The sequence below is a fragment of the Lentzea sp. NPDC004782 genome (assembly GCF_040609115.1).
Classification (GTDB): domain Bacteria; phylum Actinomycetota; class Actinomycetes; order Mycobacteriales; family Pseudonocardiaceae; genus Lentzea.
The window spans coordinates 125,651-142,788 of the sequence record NZ_JBEXJN010000009.1 but is presented as its reverse complement, the minus strand read 5'-3'; the positions used below and the strand labels follow the sequence as shown (position 1 = coordinate 142,788).

The 17,138-nt window shown below is 70.4% G+C and carries 18 protein-coding genes; 12 read left to right on the top strand and 6 right to left on the bottom strand.

Annotated features, from left to right (window positions below; all coding sequences use genetic code 11):
• Window positions 1-7: 7 nt before the first annotated feature.
• From ABZV40_RS11355 to ABZV40_RS11345, 3 genes are all read right to left on the bottom strand, one after another.
• Window positions 8-964 (bottom strand): transporter substrate-binding domain-containing protein, encoded by a 957-nt coding sequence (locus ABZV40_RS11355; protein ID WP_355438648.1) that lies wholly within the window; start codon window positions 962-964, stop codon window positions 8-10.
• Window positions 961-2,202 carry a hypothetical protein gene (locus ABZV40_RS11350; protein ID WP_355438646.1) on the bottom strand — a complete coding sequence of 414 codons (1,242 nt, stop codon included), beginning with the start codon at window positions 2,200-2,202 and terminating at the stop codon, window positions 961-963. The genes ABZV40_RS11355 and ABZV40_RS11350 overlap by 4 nt, the downstream gene beginning before the upstream one ends.
• 224 nt (window positions 2,203-2,426) lie before the next feature.
• Window positions 2,427-3,179 carry a TetR/AcrR family transcriptional regulator C-terminal domain-containing protein gene (locus ABZV40_RS11345; RefSeq protein ID WP_355438644.1) on the bottom strand — a complete coding sequence of 251 codons (753 nt, stop codon included), beginning with the start codon at window positions 3,177-3,179 and terminating at the stop codon, window positions 2,427-2,429.
• A 41-nt stretch (window positions 3,180-3,220) separates the two neighbouring features.
• On the opposite strand from ABZV40_RS11345, the gene ABZV40_RS11340 reads away from it, so the two are divergent.
• Genes ABZV40_RS11340 through ABZV40_RS11320 form a run of 5 tightly spaced genes read left to right on the top strand, consistent with a single transcriptional unit; the run spans window position 3,221 to window position 8,206 of the window.
• Window positions 3,221-5,512 (top strand): DEAD/DEAH box helicase, encoded by a 2,292-nt coding sequence (locus ABZV40_RS11340; protein WP_355438642.1) that lies wholly within the window; start codon window positions 3,221-3,223, stop codon window positions 5,510-5,512.
• A complete protein-coding gene (locus tag ABZV40_RS11335) occupies window positions 5,512-6,270 on the top strand; it encodes an SWIM zinc finger family protein (protein WP_355438640.1) in 759 nt (252 codons plus the stop codon). The genes ABZV40_RS11340 and ABZV40_RS11335 overlap by 1 nt, the downstream gene beginning before the upstream one ends.
• A complete protein-coding gene (locus ABZV40_RS11330; RefSeq protein WP_355438638.1) occupies window positions 6,267-6,806 on the top strand; it encodes a sugar O-acetyltransferase in 540 nt (179 codons plus the stop codon). Before ABZV40_RS11335 ends, ABZV40_RS11330 begins: the two co-directional genes overlap by 4 nt.
• Window positions 6,796-7,416 (top strand): DUF2238 domain-containing protein, encoded by a 621-nt coding sequence (locus ABZV40_RS11325; RefSeq protein ID WP_355438636.1) that lies wholly within the window; start codon window positions 6,796-6,798, stop codon window positions 7,414-7,416. The genes ABZV40_RS11330 and ABZV40_RS11325 overlap by 11 nt, the downstream gene beginning before the upstream one ends.
• A complete protein-coding gene (locus tag ABZV40_RS11320) occupies window positions 7,406-8,206 on the top strand; it encodes a DUF3626 domain-containing protein (protein WP_355438634.1) in 801 nt (266 codons plus the stop codon). The genes ABZV40_RS11325 and ABZV40_RS11320 overlap by 11 nt, the downstream gene beginning before the upstream one ends.
• Window positions 8,207-8,213: 7 nt before the next feature.
• Here ABZV40_RS11320 and ABZV40_RS11315 read toward each other — a convergent pair whose 3' ends face one another.
• Window positions 8,214-9,200, bottom strand: coding sequence for a YafY family protein (locus tag ABZV40_RS11315; RefSeq protein WP_355438632.1), 987 nt, complete (start codon window positions 9,198-9,200; stop codon window positions 8,214-8,216).
• Between the two features lie 48 nt (window positions 9,201-9,248).
• On the opposite strand from ABZV40_RS11315, the gene ABZV40_RS11310 reads away from it, so the two are divergent.
• Both ABZV40_RS11310 and ABZV40_RS11305 read left to right on the top strand, forming a co-directional pair.
• On the top strand, window positions 9,249-9,725 hold the full coding sequence (locus ABZV40_RS11310; RefSeq protein WP_355438630.1) for a hypothetical protein: 477 nt from the start codon (window positions 9,249-9,251) through the stop codon (window positions 9,723-9,725).
• A 62-nt stretch (window positions 9,726-9,787) separates the two neighbouring features.
• Window positions 9,788-10,291, top strand: a complete 504-nt coding sequence (locus ABZV40_RS11305; protein WP_355438628.1) for a DUF2087 domain-containing protein — start codon at window positions 9,788-9,790, stop codon at window positions 10,289-10,291.
• Here ABZV40_RS11305 and ABZV40_RS11300 read toward each other — a convergent pair.
• Together ABZV40_RS11300 and ABZV40_RS11295 are read right to left on the bottom strand one after the other, a co-directional pair.
• Window positions 10,273-11,004, bottom strand: a complete 732-nt coding sequence (locus ABZV40_RS11300; RefSeq protein ID WP_355438626.1) for an SDR family oxidoreductase — start codon at window positions 11,002-11,004, stop codon at window positions 10,273-10,275. The genes ABZV40_RS11305 and ABZV40_RS11300 overlap by 19 nt on opposite strands.
• Before the next feature lie 496 nt (window positions 11,005-11,500).
• Window positions 11,501-11,698 carry a hypothetical protein gene (locus ABZV40_RS11295; protein ID WP_355438624.1) on the bottom strand — a complete coding sequence of 66 codons (198 nt, stop codon included), beginning with the start codon at window positions 11,696-11,698 and terminating at the stop codon, window positions 11,501-11,503.
• Between the two features lie 114 nt (window positions 11,699-11,812).
• On the opposite strand from ABZV40_RS11295, the gene ABZV40_RS11290 reads away from it, so the two are divergent.
• From ABZV40_RS11290 to ABZV40_RS11270, 5 genes are all read left to right on the top strand, one after another.
• Window positions 11,813-12,394 carry a sigma-70 family RNA polymerase sigma factor gene (locus ABZV40_RS11290; protein ID WP_355438622.1) on the top strand — a complete coding sequence of 194 codons (582 nt, stop codon included), beginning with the start codon at window positions 11,813-11,815 and terminating at the stop codon, window positions 12,392-12,394.
• Window positions 12,391-13,620 (top strand): hypothetical protein, encoded by a 1,230-nt coding sequence (locus ABZV40_RS11285; RefSeq protein ID WP_355438620.1) that lies wholly within the window; start codon window positions 12,391-12,393, stop codon window positions 13,618-13,620. Before ABZV40_RS11290 ends, ABZV40_RS11285 begins: the two co-directional genes overlap by 4 nt.
• 88 nt (window positions 13,621-13,708) lie before the next feature.
• On the top strand, window positions 13,709-15,340 hold the full coding sequence (locus ABZV40_RS11280; protein ID WP_355438777.1) for an MFS transporter: 1,632 nt from the start codon (window positions 13,709-13,711) through the stop codon (window positions 15,338-15,340).
• Window positions 15,322-16,581, top strand: a complete 1,260-nt coding sequence (locus tag ABZV40_RS11275; RefSeq protein WP_355438618.1) for a GNAT family N-acetyltransferase — start codon at window positions 15,322-15,324, stop codon at window positions 16,579-16,581. Before ABZV40_RS11280 ends, ABZV40_RS11275 begins: the two co-directional genes overlap by 19 nt.
• A 41-nt stretch (window positions 16,582-16,622) precedes the next feature.
• A complete protein-coding gene (locus tag ABZV40_RS11270; RefSeq protein WP_355438616.1) occupies window positions 16,623-17,129 on the top strand; it encodes a general stress protein in 507 nt (168 codons plus the stop codon).
• The last annotated feature ends 9 nt before the right edge of the window (window positions 17,130-17,138 follow it).

Here is a 17,138-nt window from a genome sequence, read left to right as displayed (position 1 = left end):
ACCCTCCCTAGTCCCGATAACGAGCGACCGGCGGCGCCGGTGCCGGACCCAGCCGATTCAGCCACCGCCAGTAAATCCCGCTCCACGTGCCGTCGCCGCGCATCCGCTCCAGCACGCCGTTGACGAACCGGACCAGGTCCTCCTGCCCCTTGGGTATCCCCACGCCGTACGGCTCCTCGGTGAACCGCGCCCCCACCACCTCGGTGTACGGGTCCTGCGCCGCCAGCCCCGCCAGGATCGTGTCGTCGGTGGAGATCGCGTCGGTCTGCCCCTGCTGCAGCATCACCAGGCAGTCCGTCCAGTTCGGCACGCTCACCGTCGTCTTCGCCCGGCCCACGACGTTGCCCAGCGACGTCGACCCCGTCGCCACGCACACCTTCTTGTCCTTGAGGCTGTCCACGCCGGTGATGCCCGAGTTGCGGCGCACCAGCACCCGCTGCCCGGCCTGGTAGTAGACCTGCGAGAAGTCCACGTCGGCCAGCCGCTGGCAGGTGATCGTCATCGTGCGCACCACGACGTCCACGTCACCGTGCTGCAGCACCGGGATCCGCTCGGCCGCCGTGACGACCTTGAACTGCACCTTCTTCTCGTCGCCGAAGATCGCCTTGGCGATCTGCCGCGCCACGTCGACGTCGAAGCCCTCGATCTCGCCGGTGAACGAGTTGCGGAACCCCATCAGGTACGAGTTCTGGTCCACCCCGGCGATCAACCGGCCGCGCTTGAGGACGCGTTCCATCGTCGAGCCCGCCGGCATCTGCCCCGCCGGCGGCAACGGGCCCGGCCGCAGGCTCGCCGTCGCGTCGCACGACGGCGCCGGCCCCGCCGAGCTGCTCGGCGCGACGGTGACCGTGCTCGCGTCGGCCGGCTGCGGCGCCGCGGCGTTGCGCGGCACGACCTCGCTCGGCGCCGGACCCGCCGAACACGCGCCCAGGAGCAGGACCGCTGCCAGGGTCAGTCGTCTCACCGGTACTCCTTGAGCCGCTGCCACAATCCCATCGTCGACCCCACCGCGCTGATCACCGCCAGCACCAGCACCCCGACCACCGTGCCCGCGAGCGCCGCCCGCGCCACCGCCACCTCGTCGCTGAAGTCCTGCCGCGCCTTCCCGATCGCCCGCACCAGGTCCTGGTCCAGCGAGTCGAAGTACGGGTTGTCGATCAGCGCCACGGCGTCGTTGTACTGGCCGGCGTCGTCGGCCTCGCGGATGCGCTGGTGCACCTGCTGCCACTGCCGGAAGTGCCGCATCGCGTGGTCGACCGCCTCGCTGTTCTCCTGCTGCTTCGCCCGGTCCAGCAGGCCCTCCAGCCGTTCGGACACCGCGACGAAGTTCTTCTCGTACGTCTGCCCCGCACCGCGCGCGACCAGTGTCAGCGTCTCCTCACCGCGCGCGGTCAGGGTCGCGATCCGCGCCTGCGCCAGCACGTCCACCTTCTCCGACGCCGACCGCGAAGCCGCGACGTCGCGCATCACCAGCACCGACACCGTCGTCGCCCACAGCAACGACACCACCGCCGCGGCCGTCGCCACCAGCAGACCGATGTTGAGCAGCCGGTTCGTCTTGCGGGTCAGGTAGACCTGGGTCAGCACCAGCGCGACCACGAACGCCAGCGCCACGGTCACCGAACCCCACGGGAAGCTCGCCTCGTCCTGCGCCCGTGCCACCCGGTCGGTCTCCGCCCGGTACAGCTCCTGCGCCGACGGCAGCAGTTGCGTGCGCATCAACCCCGAGGCCTCCCTCAGGTACGCGGCGCCCACCGGGAAGCCCTGCCGGTTGTTCGTGCGGGCGGTCTCGATCAGTCCCGTGTAGACCGGCAGCTGCGCCGCGAGCGTCGCGGTCAGGTCGGGAGAGGAGGCGGTGGCCACCGACAGCGCCGCCTGCGCCTGCGCGATGTCCGCCTCGTAGCGTTGCCGCAGCTGAGGAGGTTCCAGGCCGCCGGACAGGAACGCGCTCGCCGCCGTCGCGTCCGCGTCCTGCAACGCCCGGTAGACCTCCTGCGCGGCGTGTGCGAGCGGCTCCGACCGCGTCGCCAGGTCCTCCAGCGCCTGCTGCTGCCGGTTCACGCTCCACGTCGTCAGCCACCCGCTGGCCAGGCTCGCCATCACCAGCACCACGACGATCAGGCTCAACCGGCCCGGTGTCGACCGCGCCAGACCGGTGACCCGGCGCACCAGCGCCTGCCGCGGCTGCGAGTCGATCACCACGAGCGGGCCTCCCGACGGCAAGTTGATCGGCGTGGCGTAACTGTAGGCATCCGGACCACACCGCGTGGGAATTAGCGATTCATCCCGTGAGGTGTCACCAGGCCGTAACCAGCCGATCTCGCTCAGCGCTCGCGAGTGGCCGCCTCACCGCGAGGTGCACGCGGGGAGCTTTCGTGCACTCCTGCAACACGGGAGCGCCCCGCGTGCGGCGAGCGAGCAGGCGGTCAGCCGCGTGCGGCGATCAGCCGCGCGACCCCGTCGAGGATCATCTCCAGACCGAACTCGAACGAGTGCTCCGGGCTGAACGCGCTCTGGTGCGCCTGCCCGACGGCGCCACCGACCCGTGCCGCGACGGGGTAACGAGCCGGGTCGAACACCGTCATCAGGAACGGCACCACCGCGTCCCACCACTGCTGGTCGGTCAGCCCGGTCTCCTGCTCGGTCACCGCCGCCGCGGTCAGCCCCCGCGCCGAGTTCTGCACGTGCCCGAGCACGAGGTTGAGCACCGAGTCCATCTCCACGTCCGACAGGCCGACGCCCTCCAGGCCGCGCAGCTCGAAGTCGTACTTCGCCGCCACCTGCGGGCCCAGCACCGTGCGCGACGGCGCCACCTGCAGCAACCACGGGTGCCGCCGGTACAGGGCCAGGTTCTCCCGCGCCACGTACGTCAGGTGCTCGCGCCAGCCCTCGACCGCCTCCCGCCCGGTCACGGCCTGCACGGTGTCGACCATGACGTCGATCAGCTCGCCCTTGCCGGGCACGTAGGTGTAGAGCGACATCGTCCCCACGCCCAGCGACTCGGCCACGCGCCGCATCGACAGGGCTTTCAGCCCGTCGGCGTCGGCCAGGGCGATGCCCGCCTGCACGATGCGGTCCACGCTCAGGTCGGGCTTGCCCTTGCGGCTGGCGCGCTCCTGGGTGCGCCACAGCAACGCGAGCGTCCGCGCCGGGTCACCGCTGCCGGTGTGTTCGATCACGAGCGCGACCCTACCGTACCGTATGCTGTACGGTACATGGTATGTTCGGTCAGCTCAGAGGAAAAGCCCTGCTCGAAGCCTTACCCGAAGCGCTGAACGACTCCGGTTACTGGGGAGTGGCCACCGCGACGGCGCTCAGCCTCGTCGCGCGCGGCCGGATCGTGCCGGGCGTGACGGAGGACGGCCACGACACCTGGCGCATCGGGCCGCTCGACCACGCCGACGAACTGCACCTGCGGCAGCTCGCGGCGCACGGCGACTACAACGAGCTGCGGGCTTTCCTGGACGCGGTGGCGGACGTGCTGCCCCGCGGCGGAGAAGGCCCGTTCGCCGACCCGGAACCGCACCACGTGCCCCACCTCAAGGCGTGGGCCGACGGGCAGATCAAGCTGTCCCTGCGCATCGAGATCACCGACGACCTGCGGTTCCGCGCGATCGTCCAGGTACGCGGCATCACCGACCCCCACCCGCGCGACGTGCGCGGTTCGGGCCGTGAACTCGACGCCATCCGCGCCATCGGCCGCGCCGCCTGGCCACCGCTGCACCGGCTGCTCGACCAGGCCGACCTCACCGACGACGAGGTCGCCGAGCTCCTCGACACCGACCTCGAGGTCCACTGGCCCAGGAACCTCACCACGTCGTTGTCCGCGAAAGCCGTCATCGGCGAGCCCAGCGGCAGGTTCCGCGCCGACGACCTGCTGACCCTCGACTGGCGGCTCGCACTCGGCGGCGAGGAACTCACCGACGCCGAGAAGGACGTCGTCGCCGAGGCCGGACGGCCGATCGTGCGGCTGCGCGACCAGTGGGTGCTCGTCGACCCGAAGCTCAGGAACAAGGTCCGGCAGCAGCTCGCCCCGGTCACCGCCGTCCAGGCCGTGACCGCCGCCCTCACCGGCACCGCGCTGATCGACGGCGAGCACGCCGACGTCGCCCCGCACAGCCTCACCACCGCGATCACGACGATCCCCGACATCGCACCACCGGCCGGACTGAACGCGACCCTGCGCGACTACCAGCTGCACGGCCTGCGCTGGCTCGCCCACCTGACGAGCCTCGGCCTCGGCGCCTGCCTCGCCGACGACATGGGACTCGGCAAGACCGTCACGCTGATCGCCCTGCACCTGCACCGCGACCAGGAACCGACGCTGGTCGTCTGCCCGGCCTCGCTGCTCGGCAACTGGGAACGCGAGCTCCGCCGGTTCGCGCCCGGCACCCGAGTCACCCGCTACCACGGTCCACAACGGACACTCGCGACCGAGGGTGTCGTGCTCACCACCTACGGCACCATGCGCCTCGACGCCGACGCACTCCGCAACCACCCGTGGGGCATGGTCGTCGCCGACGAAGCCCAGCACGTCAAGAACCCGCACTCCGGCACCGCCAAGGCACTGCGCTCCATCCCGGCAGGCGCCCGCGTCGCCCTGTCCGGCACCCCGGTGGAGAACTCGCTGTCGGAGCTGTGGTCCGTTCTGGACTGGACGACACCCGGCCTGCTCGGCACGCACCGCGCGTTCCGCACCCGCTGGCCCGAACCCGACGACACCCTCGCGAAGGTCGTCAAACCGTTCCTGCTGCGCCGCCGCAAGTCCGACCCCGGCGTCGCCCCGGAACTGCCCGCCAAGACCGAGACCGAGCTGCCCGTGCGGCTCACCACCGAACAGGCGGCCCTGTACGAGGCGCTGACCGGGGAAACCCTCGACCGGATCGCGCGCAGCGACGGCATGGCCCGCCGCGGTCTCGTGCTGAAGCTGCTGACCGGCCTCAAGCAGATCTGCAACCACCCCTCGCACTACCTCGGCCACCCCGAACTGCGGGGTACCTCGGGCAAACTCGAGCTGCTCGACGAACTGCTCGCCACGATCGTCGCCGAGGACGGCTCGGCGCTGGTCTTCACCCAGTACGTCGAGATGGCGAGGCTCCTGGAGCAGCACATCGGCCACCCCACCCGGTTCCTGCACGGCGGCACGCCGATCCCGCAGCGCGAGCGGATGGTCGACGACTTCCAGCAGGGCAGGGCACCGGTGTTCCTGTTGTCGCTCAAGGCCGCCGGCACCGGCCTCAACCTCACCAGGGCCGACCACGTGATCCACTTCGACCGCTGGTGGAACCCCGCCGTCGAGGACCAGGCCACCGACCGCGCCCACCGCATCGGCCAGACCAGGCCCGTGCAGGTCCACAAGCTCGTCACCGAAGGCACCGTCGAGGAACGCGTCGCCGCGCTCCTGCAGGACAAGCGCGACCTCGCCGAGGCCGTCCTGCACGGGGGAGAGGCCGCGTTCACCGAACTGACCGACGCGGAACTCGCCGAACTCGTCCAGCTCAGGAGCACCTGATGACCGCACGCGGATTCGCCGCGTTCCCCAAGGTGAAACGCCGCGTCGCCACCACGTGGTGGGGCAAGGCGTGGGTCAGGGCGCTGGAGGACACCGCGCTCGACGCCGGCCTGGTCCGCCTCGGCCGCCGCTACGCCCACGCCGACGTCGTCGGGCCGATCACCGTCAGCCCCGGCCGCCTGCAGGCCCAGGTCCACGACGACGACACCGTCCACAGCACCACCGTCCGCGTCCCCCGGCTGCCGGAGGTCCACTGGGGACGGTTCCTCGACCGCGTCGCCGAACAGCCCGGCCACATCGCCGCCTTGCTGGACAACGACATGCCGCGTGACCTCGTCGCGGCCGCGGAGGAGTCCGGTGTGGACCTGCTGCCCGGCATCGGTGACCTGGAACCGGAGTGCGACTGCGACGGCTGGGAGCTGCCGTGCCGGCACGCGGCCGCGCTGGCGTTCCAGGTCGGCTGGCTGCTCGACGCCGACCCGTTCGTGCTCCTGCTGCTCAGGGGCAAACCGGAGCAGGAGCTCCTCGACGCGCTCCAGCAGCGCGTCGCCGGGCCCGTCGGCACCAGAACACCTGTGGTGGTTTCGCCCGAACCCGCAGGTCAGCTGCCTGCGAAACCCGGCCTTCCGGCCACCACACCTGTGGTGCTCGCGGTCGAACCGCCGCCGGGAACCGACGCCGAGCAGCTCACCGCGTTGATGGAGATCGCGGCGAAGAGAGCACGGGCACTGCTGCGTTCGGGCACTCTCGAAGGGTGATCACCGAGAAGCAGAAGATGATGACCGGGCAGCTGTACCGGGACTCGGATCCCGAACTGGTCGCCGAACGCCGGCGCGCGCAACAGCTCGTGGACGAGTTCAACGCCACCCGCTCCCACGCGGTCATCGAGAAGCTCTTCGGGTCCGTCGGCGAAGGCTCGTGGGTCATGCCGCGGTTCCAGTGCGACTACGGCTACCAGATCCACCTGGGCGCCAACAGCTTCCTCAACTACGACGCCATCCTGATGGACTGCGCGACGATCACCATCGGCGACGACGTCTCGATCGGCCCGCGCGCCCAGCTGCTCACCGCGCTGCACCCCGTCGAAGACCACGAGGCACGCAGGCAACGCTTCGAGACCGCCGCACCGATCACCATCGGCAGCAACGTGTGGCTCGGCGGCGGCGTCATCGTCTGCGCGGGCGTCACGATCGGCGACAACGCGGTGGTCGGAGCAGGTAGCGTCGTCACGCGCGACATCCCGCCGCGCGTGCTCGCGGTCGGCAACCCCTGCAAGGTGATCCGTGAACTGTGAGAAGCGCTCCGCCACCGAACCGCTGGTGCTTCTCGCGCTGACGGCGATCGCCCTGGTCGCCTCCGGCATCAACCCCTACAGCCGCACGACCTGGTACCTCGAAGTCACGCCGGTCGTGATCGGCGCGGCCGTCCTGATCACCACCTACCGGCGCTTCCCGCTGACGCCGCTGCTCTACCGGCTGATCTTCGTGCACGCGCTGGTGCTGATCCTCGGCGGCCACTACACCTACGCCCGCGTGCCGCCGGGCTTCTGGCTGCAGGACCTGCTGGACCTCGCGCGCAACCACTACGACCGGTTCGGCCACTTCGTGCAGGGCTTCGTGCCGGCGATCCTCGCCCGCGAGATCCTGCTCAGGAAGACCCCGCTGCGGCCGGGCGGCTGGCTCCTCGTCCTCGTCACGTGCGTCTGCCTGGCCTTCAGCGCCACCTACGAGCTCATCGAGTGGTGGTCGGCCGTGCTCGGCGGCACGGCGGCCGACGACTTCCTCGGCACCCAGGGCGACGTCTGGGACACCCAGTGGGACATGTTCCTGGCCCTGCTCGGCGCGCTCACCGCGCAGCTGACGCTGGCCGGGGTGCACGACCGGCAGCTCGCCCGTGCCCTTTGACCAGGCCATCGCGCACGTCGCCGCCCGCTGCACCGGTGAGCCGCTACCGCGCGACCTGCGGGTGACGCTCAACTTCCACCCCGGCCGCGGCGTGCTGACCAGGCTCGCCGCCGAGGGCGTCTACCGCTCGCAGTTCGAGACCGGCACCAGCAACGGCGGCCTCACCGCCCACGCCGGCGGCGCCCGCTGGGAGTGGGAGAGCAGGCTCTTCGGGGGCGCCTACGACCACGCGGCCCCCGCCGACCGCCCCAAGTACGGCGCGCTCGACCACCGCCGCCTCGGTCACGGCGGCGCACCGCGGTTCGGCTCCGCGCACCTGCGGCTCAAGGAGCACGTGCTCGACCGCACCACGTTCTGCTACCCCGACAGCGTCTTCGACCCGGTCCACTTCGGCACCGCGCAACGGATGGCGCTCATGGAGCTCGCCGACGCCGACGACCGCGACCCGCTCGACAACTACATCGAGGCCCACGTCCACGGTCCGGTCACGCTGGACGACGTCGAAGCCGTCGTGCTCGACCCGAGCTTCCCCGACGTCGACCTGCCGTGCCCCGTCGAACGGCACGCGGGCTTCCTGCTGTCCACGGAGGACCTGCTGCGCAACGCCGGTTACCGGACCCCCGAGTCCGTCGCGCTGGGACTGCGGATCGCGCGGGACGGGTTCATCGACCCGCACGTCCTGGAGAACGCCGACGCGCCACCACAGGTCGTGAAGCACCTGTGGCACCACCTCGCGCGGTTCGGCCCCGTCACCGGTGACCAAGGCGGCCTGGGCCCGCCGAGCAGGTGAGCTCCGGTCATCGCTCGTCCGTGCCGGAGCGGAGGTAGATCGACGCCAGCTGCCGGACCGCGGACGTGACGTGCTCGCGCAGCTCGTCCGGCGCCAGCACCTCGACCTCGCCGCCCATCCGCAGCAACATGCCCGTGGCGTGCCCGATCGACTCGATGGGGATCGTCACCCGCACCCGCTCGCCGTCCGGCACGGCCGACTCCGCCGCGGCCCGTGCCACCGCGGGCAGCACGTGCGACGCGAACGACTCGAACCCGCGCGCGGACAGCCTGATGACAGCCTCACCGGTGTACTGCCGCGCCTGGAACTCCTCCAGCGACGCCGCCCAGTGCGCCGCCAGGTCGAACCCGGCCGGCCGCTCGAACGCCTCGTCCAGCACCGTCACCGCCTGCATCTGCGACACCCGGTACGTCGAGATCCGCGACGACCCCTGCGCGACCAGGTACCAGCGCCCGGCCTTCAGCACGAGCCCCAACGGCCGCAGCGTCCGCGTCACCTCCTCCGGCGCCTGCCACCGCCGGTACGAGACCTTCAGCAGCCGTTCCCGCCACACCGCGTCCGCCACGAGCTCCAGGAACGGCGCCCGTTCCGGGTCGTAGTACCAGGCGGGCGCGTCCAGGTGGAACCGCTCCGCCATGCGCGAGGCCCGGTCGCGCATCGACGACGGCAGCGCCGCCATCAGCTTGAGCTGCGCCGCCGACACCGCGTCCCCGAGCCCCAGCTCCGCCGCCGGACCCGGCAGCCCGGCCAGGAACAACGACTCCGCCTCCTGCTCGGTGAGCCCGGTCAGCCGCGTGCGGTAGCCGTCCAGCAGCTGGTAACCCCCGGCGGGTCCCGCGTCGCCGTACAGCGGCACCCCGGCCGCGTGCAACGACTCCACGTCGCGGTAGATCGTGCGGACCGACACCTCCAGCTCGTCGGCCAGCGCCTGCGCGGTCATCCGCCCCTTGGTCTGCAGCAGGAGCAACAACGACACCAACCGGCTCGCACGCACGCGGATACACTGCCACAGGGTGTCAGTGATAGCTCATATGTTCGACACATGGCTTTCTACGAGAAGCACCTGGCGGTCAAGGAACCGCTGGTCGTCGCGGGCAGACACGTCAAGCGCTACGAGGTCGTGACGCCCGGCCTCGAGATCACCGACGACATCCGCGCGGCCGCCTGCGCGTTCCTGCCGGAGATCTACCCGGACTTCGCCGATCCGACCCCGCCCGCCACCGTCACGGTCCTGCACCGCAGCGCCGCGGGCATGTACCTCAACGCCTACAACTGGGTGTGGGACAACGTGCTGCACTGCCGCACCGCCGTGTCCGGCGACCAGCCGTTCCTCGGCTCGACCGACCCGGACCTCACGCACTTCAGCGTCATCCCGAAGGACCTCATCGGCTGCGTGTGGGAGCTGCCGCCGCTGTCGCACGAACGCACCGCGTGGGTGCGGTACGTGCTGGAGCCCGACGAGCCCGACTTCGAGGCCTACCTCGCGGACACGATGGCCGAGGGACCGGTGGGCAGATGAGGGACTGGCAGGGCGCGCCCTCGCGCTGAAATCGGGTGGACGGCGTGGCTACGGTCGCAGACATGACCACTCCGGAGACCGTTGTGCGCGTGCTGGCCGAACCGGCGAGGCTGCGGGCGTTCGCCGCTGTCGTCCTCGGCGCGGGGACGCTGGCGGACGTCGCCGCCGCCTCCGGGCTCAAGGTCAAGGACGCCGGCACCGCGCTGCGGAAGCTCCGCGAGGCCGGGCTGGTCGAGGGGGACCCGGCCCGGCCGGCCGACCTGAAGCCGCTCGCCGCCACGCTCACCGAGCCCGTGCCCGCCGACGGGCTCGCGCCGTTCGTGCGCGGGGACAAGCTGGTCTCGCTGCCGGTGTCGCCCGAGCGGCGACGCAAGATCCTCGAACACGTCGCGTCGAAGGCTTTCGTGCCGCAGACGTACTACGAGGAGAACGAGATCAACGAGCGGCTGCAGGCGTGGTGCGACGGGGGAGAGGTCGACCACGTGACCATCCGCCGCTACCTCGTGGACTTCGGTTTGCTGGAACGCGGCGGAGGCCTGTACCAGGCTCAACCCCTGCCGATGTAGGGCATGGTCGTCGCCATCACGGTCATGAACTGCACGTTGGCGTTCAACGGCAGCTGAGCCTGGTACAGCACCGCGTCGGCCACGTGCTGCACGTCGAACGTCGGCTCCGGCCTGGTCTCGAAGTTCGCCTGCAGCACGCCCTGGCCCATCCTCGCGGTCATGTCGGTCGCGGCGTTGCCGATGTCGATCTGCCCGCACGCGATGTCGTGCGCGCGGCCTTCGAGCGACAGCGACTTGGTCAGCCCGGTGATGGCGTGCTTGGTGGCGTTGTACGCCACCGCGTTCGGGCGCGGCACCGACGCCGAGACCGAGCCGTTGTTGATGATCCGGCCGCCGCCGTGGGTCTTCATCACCTTGAACGCCTCACGCGCGCACAGGAACGCGCCCGTGAGGTTCACCGCGACGACCTTCTCGAACGCGCTGAGGCTGAACTCCTCGATCGGCGTGGCTCCCACGTTCGTGCCGGCGTTGTTGAACAGCACGTCCACGCGGCCCCACTTCTCGACCACGGCGGCGAACAGCGCGACGACCGAGTCCTCATGCGACACATCGGTTGGTACGACCAGGGCGCTGCCGGCGAAACCGGACGCCGTCTCCCGCAGCGCGTCCTCGCGCCGCCCTGCCAGTGCCACCTGGAAACCGGCCGCGAGCAGGGTGCGCGCCACCGCGCGACCCACTCCGGAACCGGCTCCCGTCACGACCGCGACCGTCATCGGTGATGTCCCCTCGATTCAGCGATTGCCGCCAGTGTCCCCTGTGGAGTAATTACGTTGCGTGGAGTGTGAAGAGGACACCTGCCTGCTCTGCGCGGGGTCCGGAACGATGACCTGGCAGCAACCTGTTCCCGGGCCGCAAGGCCTTGTGCTGCACGAGATGTCGCACCCGTGCCCACGTGGCTGTTCGGGCTGGTGGAGGCTCCCGCACGGCGAGCGCAGAACCGTCGTCCCCGGCCTTGTCTCAGGCAATGTCGCACGTACCAACGAGATTCCGGCGGGACCGTCCACCTCGGCCTGATCACCGAGCGTGAACGATGGGGGTCACCCATTATTGCCGGGACGGTCCCTGCTTGGCGGCTGCGTCCACTCGGAGTAGAGGCGGACACTGATTCTCTGTGAAGGAGTGCAGCCGTTGCCATGGTTCTGGGCTCAACGAGGACCGGACCGCCTGCCGGGTCTGCGGCGGGCTCGGTCAGGTCCCTGACCGCTAGGACTATTTCTTCGTCATCAGCGTCGGGCCGAGGATCCGGCGGGCGATCCGGCGGGTGAGCGACTTGGGCGGGCGTGCGGGTGCCTGCGCGGCAGGGGTCGCTGGAGTTGTCGCCGGTACTGTCGGTTCCTCGGTCGTGATCTTCGCGAACACCTGGGTCTCCGGCTCAACACTGCCGGACTGCTGTTGCTCGATCGGCACGCGAAGATCTTGCCATCGGGGCCGTCCACGCCTGCCGTGAGGGGCGGGTCCCTCTGTGCTGGGTGACGGGCGTCACGCAGCACACTGGGCGCTCCCGGCCCCAGGCGGAGTGTGATGACTGAGACGACCGAGCGCGCGGACGTGGGTCCGCCGCCGGACGCGCACCTGTGGGACCGGATCGCCCAGGGCGACCACGCCGCGTTCACCGAGCTGTTCGAACGTCACGCCGAGGCGGTGTGGAACTACGCCTACCGGCTGACCGCGTCCTGGTCGCAGGCCGAGGACCTGCTCTCCGCGACGTTCCTGACCGCGTGGCGCAAACGCGGCCAGGCCCAGCTGGTGCGCGACTCCGCCCTGCCCTGGCTCTACACCGTGACGGCCAACCGCGCCCGCACCGAGTGGCGGGCGTCGCGCCGGGCGCTGCGGCTGGTGGCGAGACTGGCGCCGCAGCACGAGCGCGACCACGCCGACGAGGTCGCCGCCCGCACCGACGCCCAACGGCGGCTGGCGGAGGTGGTCGCCGCCATCGCCGAGCTGCCGCCGTCCGAACGCGAGATCGCCCAGCTGTGCCTGCTCGGCGACGTCTCCACCGCCGACGCCGCCACGCTCCTCGGCATCGCCGAGTCGAGCGTGCGCGCCCGCGTCGCCCGCACCCGCGCTCGCCTGCGCGAGCTGACCCCCGAGGACAACGGATGATCGACCAGCTGCCCGAGCACCGCGCCCTGCCCGACGACGTCCGCCTGCGCGCCCGCCGCCGTCTCGCCGAGGGCATGGACCCCGCCGCCTCCAACCGCACACCCGCGCTGATCGCCGCGGGCGTCAGCCTGCTCGCCGCAGGTGCCGTCTTCGCCGGTCAGGCCCTCGTCGGCGGATCCGCGCAGCTGGCGGACCCCACCGTGCAGCACAACGGTGAGTTCGTCGGCAAGGACCGCGCGGTCGTCAACCACGTCGAACGCGGCACGGTGAACCCGGACGCGCTCGCGCGGTGCGTCGCCGCGGCCAAAGAGCACCCACCTGCTGCTGAGTGGCAGGCCATCGCCACAAGCCGCCAGAACGGCACGACACTCACTGCGTTCCGCGGCCCGACCGGAGTGTTCTTCTGCGCGAACACAGTCACCACCACGACGATCTCCGCGCCCGACCAGGTGAAGGTCGAGGACGGCCGGCTCAAGGTGGAGGTGCTGTTCAGCACGCCCACCGGGGCGATGGCCGGCCTGGTGTCGCCGGACGTGAAGTTCCTCAGCCTGTCCCGCATCGGCGACCAGGGCTGGAACAACACCTCGCCCGCACTGGTCGACGGTCTCTTCCTCGCTCCCAGCGGCTTCACCAAGGCCGAGAACGGCACCCGGGCGTTGGTCAACGGCGAGGAGAGGGTGCTGCGCGGCGTGCCGAAGCCGACCCAGCCGGTCACCGACCGGCCGTTGCCGCCCGCCGTGCGCGACACGCGGGAGGCCGCGCGGTTCGCCGAGTGCCTGAAGGACCGGCCGGTCCCGGACGCCGACCAGTTCTGGCTGGGCGTCACCGCCAAGGTCAGCGCCACCGACACCATCGTCCTCGGCCGCTTCGGCGACGTGCTGGTGTACTGCCTGGACAGCACGCAGCGGCCGATGCGCGGCACGCTCCACGAGCCGGACGAGATGGACGAGGTCCGCGGCCGGACGATCGCCGCGGCGCCGGCGTTCTACAACTTCGTCAAGCGCGAGGACGGCTCTTCGGCCAGTTCGAGCCTCGCCGTCGTCGGCCTGGTCCTGGACGAGAAGGTGGCGTCGATCACCTACACCCGGCCCGGCACGGCCGACGTGGCCGCCTCGCTCGCCAACGGCACGTTCGTGCTGGCCGCGCCGATGGTCGACCACCACCCCGACGCCCGCGTCGTCGTGCGGGACGCCTCGGGGGCGGTGCTGGAGACGATCAAACCGTAGACAGGTTGTTTAGCATGGCGAAGTGACCTTACAGACGGCGGCTCCGGCCGGGTACAAGTGGATCGCGCTGTCCAACACGACACTGGGCATGCTGATCGCGACGATCAACTCGTCGATCGTGCTGATCGCGCTGCCCGACATCTTCAAGGGCATCGCGATCAACCCGCTCGACCCGGCCAACACCGGCTACCTGCTGTGGATGATCATGGGCTTCCTGGTCGTCACCGCGGTGCTGGTGGTGAGCTTCGGGCGGCTGGGCGACATGTACGGCCGGGCCCGCATGTACAACCTCGGCTTCGCGATCTTCACGTTCTCGTCGATCATGCTGGCGGTCACCTGGTTCGACGGTGACGTCGCGGCGATGTGGCTGATCGGGTGGCGGGTCGTGCAGGGCGTCGGCGGAGCGTTCCTGATGGCGAACTCCTCGGCGATCCTGGCCGACGCGTTCCCGGTCACCCAGCGCGGCATGGCGCTCGGCATCAACGGCGTGGCCGCCATCGCCGGCTCGTTCCTCGGGCTCGTGATCGGCGGCCTGCTGGCACCGGTCGACTGGAACCTGGTCTTCATCGTCTCCGTGCCGTTCGGCCTGTTCGGCACGGTCTGGGCCTACCTGAAGCTGCACGACACCGGCGAACGCCGGCACGCCGAGATGGACTGGTGGGGCAACGTCACCTTCGCGATCGGCCTGATCGCGGTGCTGGTCGGCATCACCTACGGCATCCAGCCGCACGGCACCTCCCAGACCGGCTGGACCAGCCCGTTCGTGCTGGCGTGCCTGATCGGCGGCGTGCTCGTGCTGGCCGCGTTCGTCGTGATCGAGCACCGCGTGCCCAACCCGCTGTTCGACCTGCACCTGTTCCGGCTGCGGTCGTTCACCTGGGGCAACGTCGCGAACTTCACCTCGGCGCTGGGCCGCGGCGGGCTGCAGTTCATCCTGATCATCTGGCTGCAGGGAATCTGGCTGCCGCTGCACGGCTACTCCTACGAGGAAACGCCGTTGTGGGCGGGCATCTACATGCTGCCGATGACCGTCGGGTTCCTGCTCGCCGCGCCCACCGCGGGCATCCTGTCCGACCGGCTCGGCAGCCGGATGCTCGCCTGCACGGGCAACCTGGTCGCGGCGCTGACGTTCGCGCTGCTGATCGTCCTGCCGGTCGACTTCCCGTACTGGGCGTTCGCGCTGATCCTCGTGTTCACCGGCATCGGCATGGGCATGTTCTCCTCGCCCAACCGCGCCGAGGTGATGAACTCGCTGCCCGCCAACGCCCGCGGTTCCGGCAGCGGCATGATGACCACGTTCCAGAACACCGCGATGGTGCTGTCGATCGGGTTCTTCTTCAGCCTGATCATCGTCGGCTTCTCCCAGTCGCTGCCCGGTGCGATGCGCACCGGCCTGGTCGAGCACGGCGTGTCCCCGGCCGCGGCCGCACAGGTCGCCTCGCTGCCCGCGGTCGCCGTGCTGTTCGCGGCGTTCCTCGGCTACAACCCGATCCAGCAGCTGCTCGGCGACCAGCTCGCGACCCTGCCACCGGACCAGGCCGCGTTCCTGACCGGGCGCGGGTTCTTCCCGAGCCTGATCTCCGGGCCGTTCGCGCAGGGGCTCGCGATCGCGTTCGGCTTCTCGATCGTGCTGTGCCTGGTGGCCGCCGTGGCGTCACTGCTGTGCGGTAAACCGGTGGACAACCGGGGCACGATTTCGTCGTGGAAACCGAACGACTGACGCTGCGCCCGCTCGGTGAGTCCGATGTGGACGAACTGACCGCACTCCACGCCGACCCCGAGGTTATGCGGTTCCTCGACCCCGCGCCGATCGAGCACTACCTCGGCGACAGCTTTCTCGCCGCGCACGAGATGAGCACCGGCCGGTTCGTCGGATGGTTCGAGCTCAAGCCCGTCGGCGACGGTGTGGCCGAGCTCGGCTACCGGCTGCACCGCGAGTTCTGGGGCCGCGGCTACGCCACCGAGGGCGCGAAGGCCCTGATCTCCCGCGGTTTCACGACCGGCGGGGTCCGGCGGGTCGTGGCCACCACGATGTTCGTCAACGCCGGGTCGCGCCGCGTGATGGAGAAGTGCGGGCTGCGGCACGTCCGCACGTTCCACGTCGACTGGCCGCAACCGCTGCCCGGCTCCGAGCACGGCGAGGTCGAGTATGCGCTGACCCGAGAGGAATGGCAGAGCATCACCATGTGGCAGACGGACCTGGTGGACCTCGACGCGTACTTCGAGCGCACCGGGGCGTCGGCGTCGAGCTCGCTGACGGAGCTGCACGAGAAGCACGTGCGCGCCATCCCGTTCGAGAACATCGACGTGATGCTCGGCCACGTGCCGTCGCTGGACCTGGCCGACATCCAGGCCAAGATGCTCGGCCGTCGCCGTGGCGGCTACTGCTTCGAGCACCAGCTGCTGTTCACGGCGGTCCTGGAACGTCTCGGCCACACCGTGGCGCGCCGCATGGGCCGGGTGATGACCGGGCCGCGCACGCACTTCATGTCGATCGTCGACGACCACCTCCTCGACGTCGGCTTCGGTGCCGGGATGCTGCACCCGATGCCGCTCGTGGACGGCGCCGTCGTGGATCAGGCGGGATGGCCGCACCGGCTGCGTTCCGCCGAGGGCTGCTGGGTGCTGGAGAAGGAGATGGCGGACGGATGGCGGCGAATGCACGCGTTCGAGCCCGACGTCGAGCAGTTGCCCGTCGATTACGTGATGGCCAACCACTACATCGCCACGCATGAGCGTTCACCGTTCAGCCGCCAACTCGTCGTCATGCGTCTCGAACCGCGACTGAGCCGCCGTTTGGTCGGATCGACGCTGACCGTCGAACGCCCTGGTGAGAAACCTGAGAATTCTCAGGTCGAGGACCTCGCGAAAACGCTGGAATCGCTGGACATCACGCTCACCGAAGGGGAGCTGAGTCACATCGAAGCAATTTCGGGAACAACTGCGGGAGCACGTTCGTAGTACTGGGCATAAGGGGATCGCATATCGGAGGTGTTGCAGAAATGACCACCGCGACTCCGCTCACCGCCGGTGCCGGCACCGGCATCAACGCACTGCCCACGCCGCCCTCGGGCTGGCCGATCGGTTCGTACGCCACCTACGAGGAGGCGCAGCGGGCCGTCGACCACCTGGCGGACAACGACTTCCCGGTCGCCGACGTCACCATCGTCGGCGTCGAGCCGATGATCGTCGAACGCGTCACGGGCCGTCTGACCTGGGGCCGCGTCCTGGGCGCCGGTGCCGCGTCGGGCGGCTGGTTCGGTCTGTTCGTCGGCTTGCTGCTCGGCTTGTTCTCGACCGGCGGCGCCCTCGCCCCGATCATCACGGGCCTGGTCGTCGGTACCGTGTTCGGACTGGCCGGCGCCGCGATGCGCTACTCGGCCCAGCGCGGCCGCCGCGACTTCGCCTCGACCACCCAGCTCGTGGCCGGTCGCTACGACGTGCTCAGCCAGCCGCGCAACGCCGAGCGCGGCAAGGAGATGCTGGCCACCCTGGCCTGGCGGTCCTGACCACCTCCT

Excerpts from the sequence above, each read along its gene's own strand:
- ABZV40_RS11340 (WP_355438642.1), top strand. The coding sequence starts at position 3,221 with ATGTTCGGTCAGCTCAGAGGAAAAGCCCTGCTCGAAGCCTTACCCGAA.
- ABZV40_RS11335 (WP_355438640.1), top strand. The coding sequence starts at position 5,512 with ATGACCGCACGCGGATTCGCCGCGTTCCCCAAGGTGAAACGCCGCGTC.
- ABZV40_RS11310 (WP_355438630.1), top strand. The coding sequence starts at position 9,249 with ATGGCTTTCTACGAGAAGCACCTGGCGGTCAAGGAACCGCTGGTCGTC.
- ABZV40_RS11305 (WP_355438628.1), top strand. The coding sequence starts at position 9,788 with ATGACCACTCCGGAGACCGTTGTGCGCGTGCTGGCCGAACCGGCGAGG.
- ABZV40_RS11300 (WP_355438626.1), bottom strand. The coding sequence starts at position 11,004 with ATGACGGTCGCGGTCGTGACGGGAGCCGGTTCCGGAGTGGGTCGCGCG.
- ABZV40_RS11290 (WP_355438622.1), top strand. The coding sequence starts at position 11,813 with ATGACTGAGACGACCGAGCGCGCGGACGTGGGTCCGCCGCCGGACGCG.
- ABZV40_RS11285 (WP_355438620.1), top strand. The coding sequence starts at position 12,391 with ATGATCGACCAGCTGCCCGAGCACCGCGCCCTGCCCGACGACGTCCGC.
- ABZV40_RS11280 (WP_355438777.1), top strand. The coding sequence starts at position 13,709 with ATGCTGATCGCGACGATCAACTCGTCGATCGTGCTGATCGCGCTGCCC.
- ABZV40_RS11270 (WP_355438616.1), top strand. The coding sequence starts at position 16,623 with ATGACCACCGCGACTCCGCTCACCGCCGGTGCCGGCACCGGCATCAAC.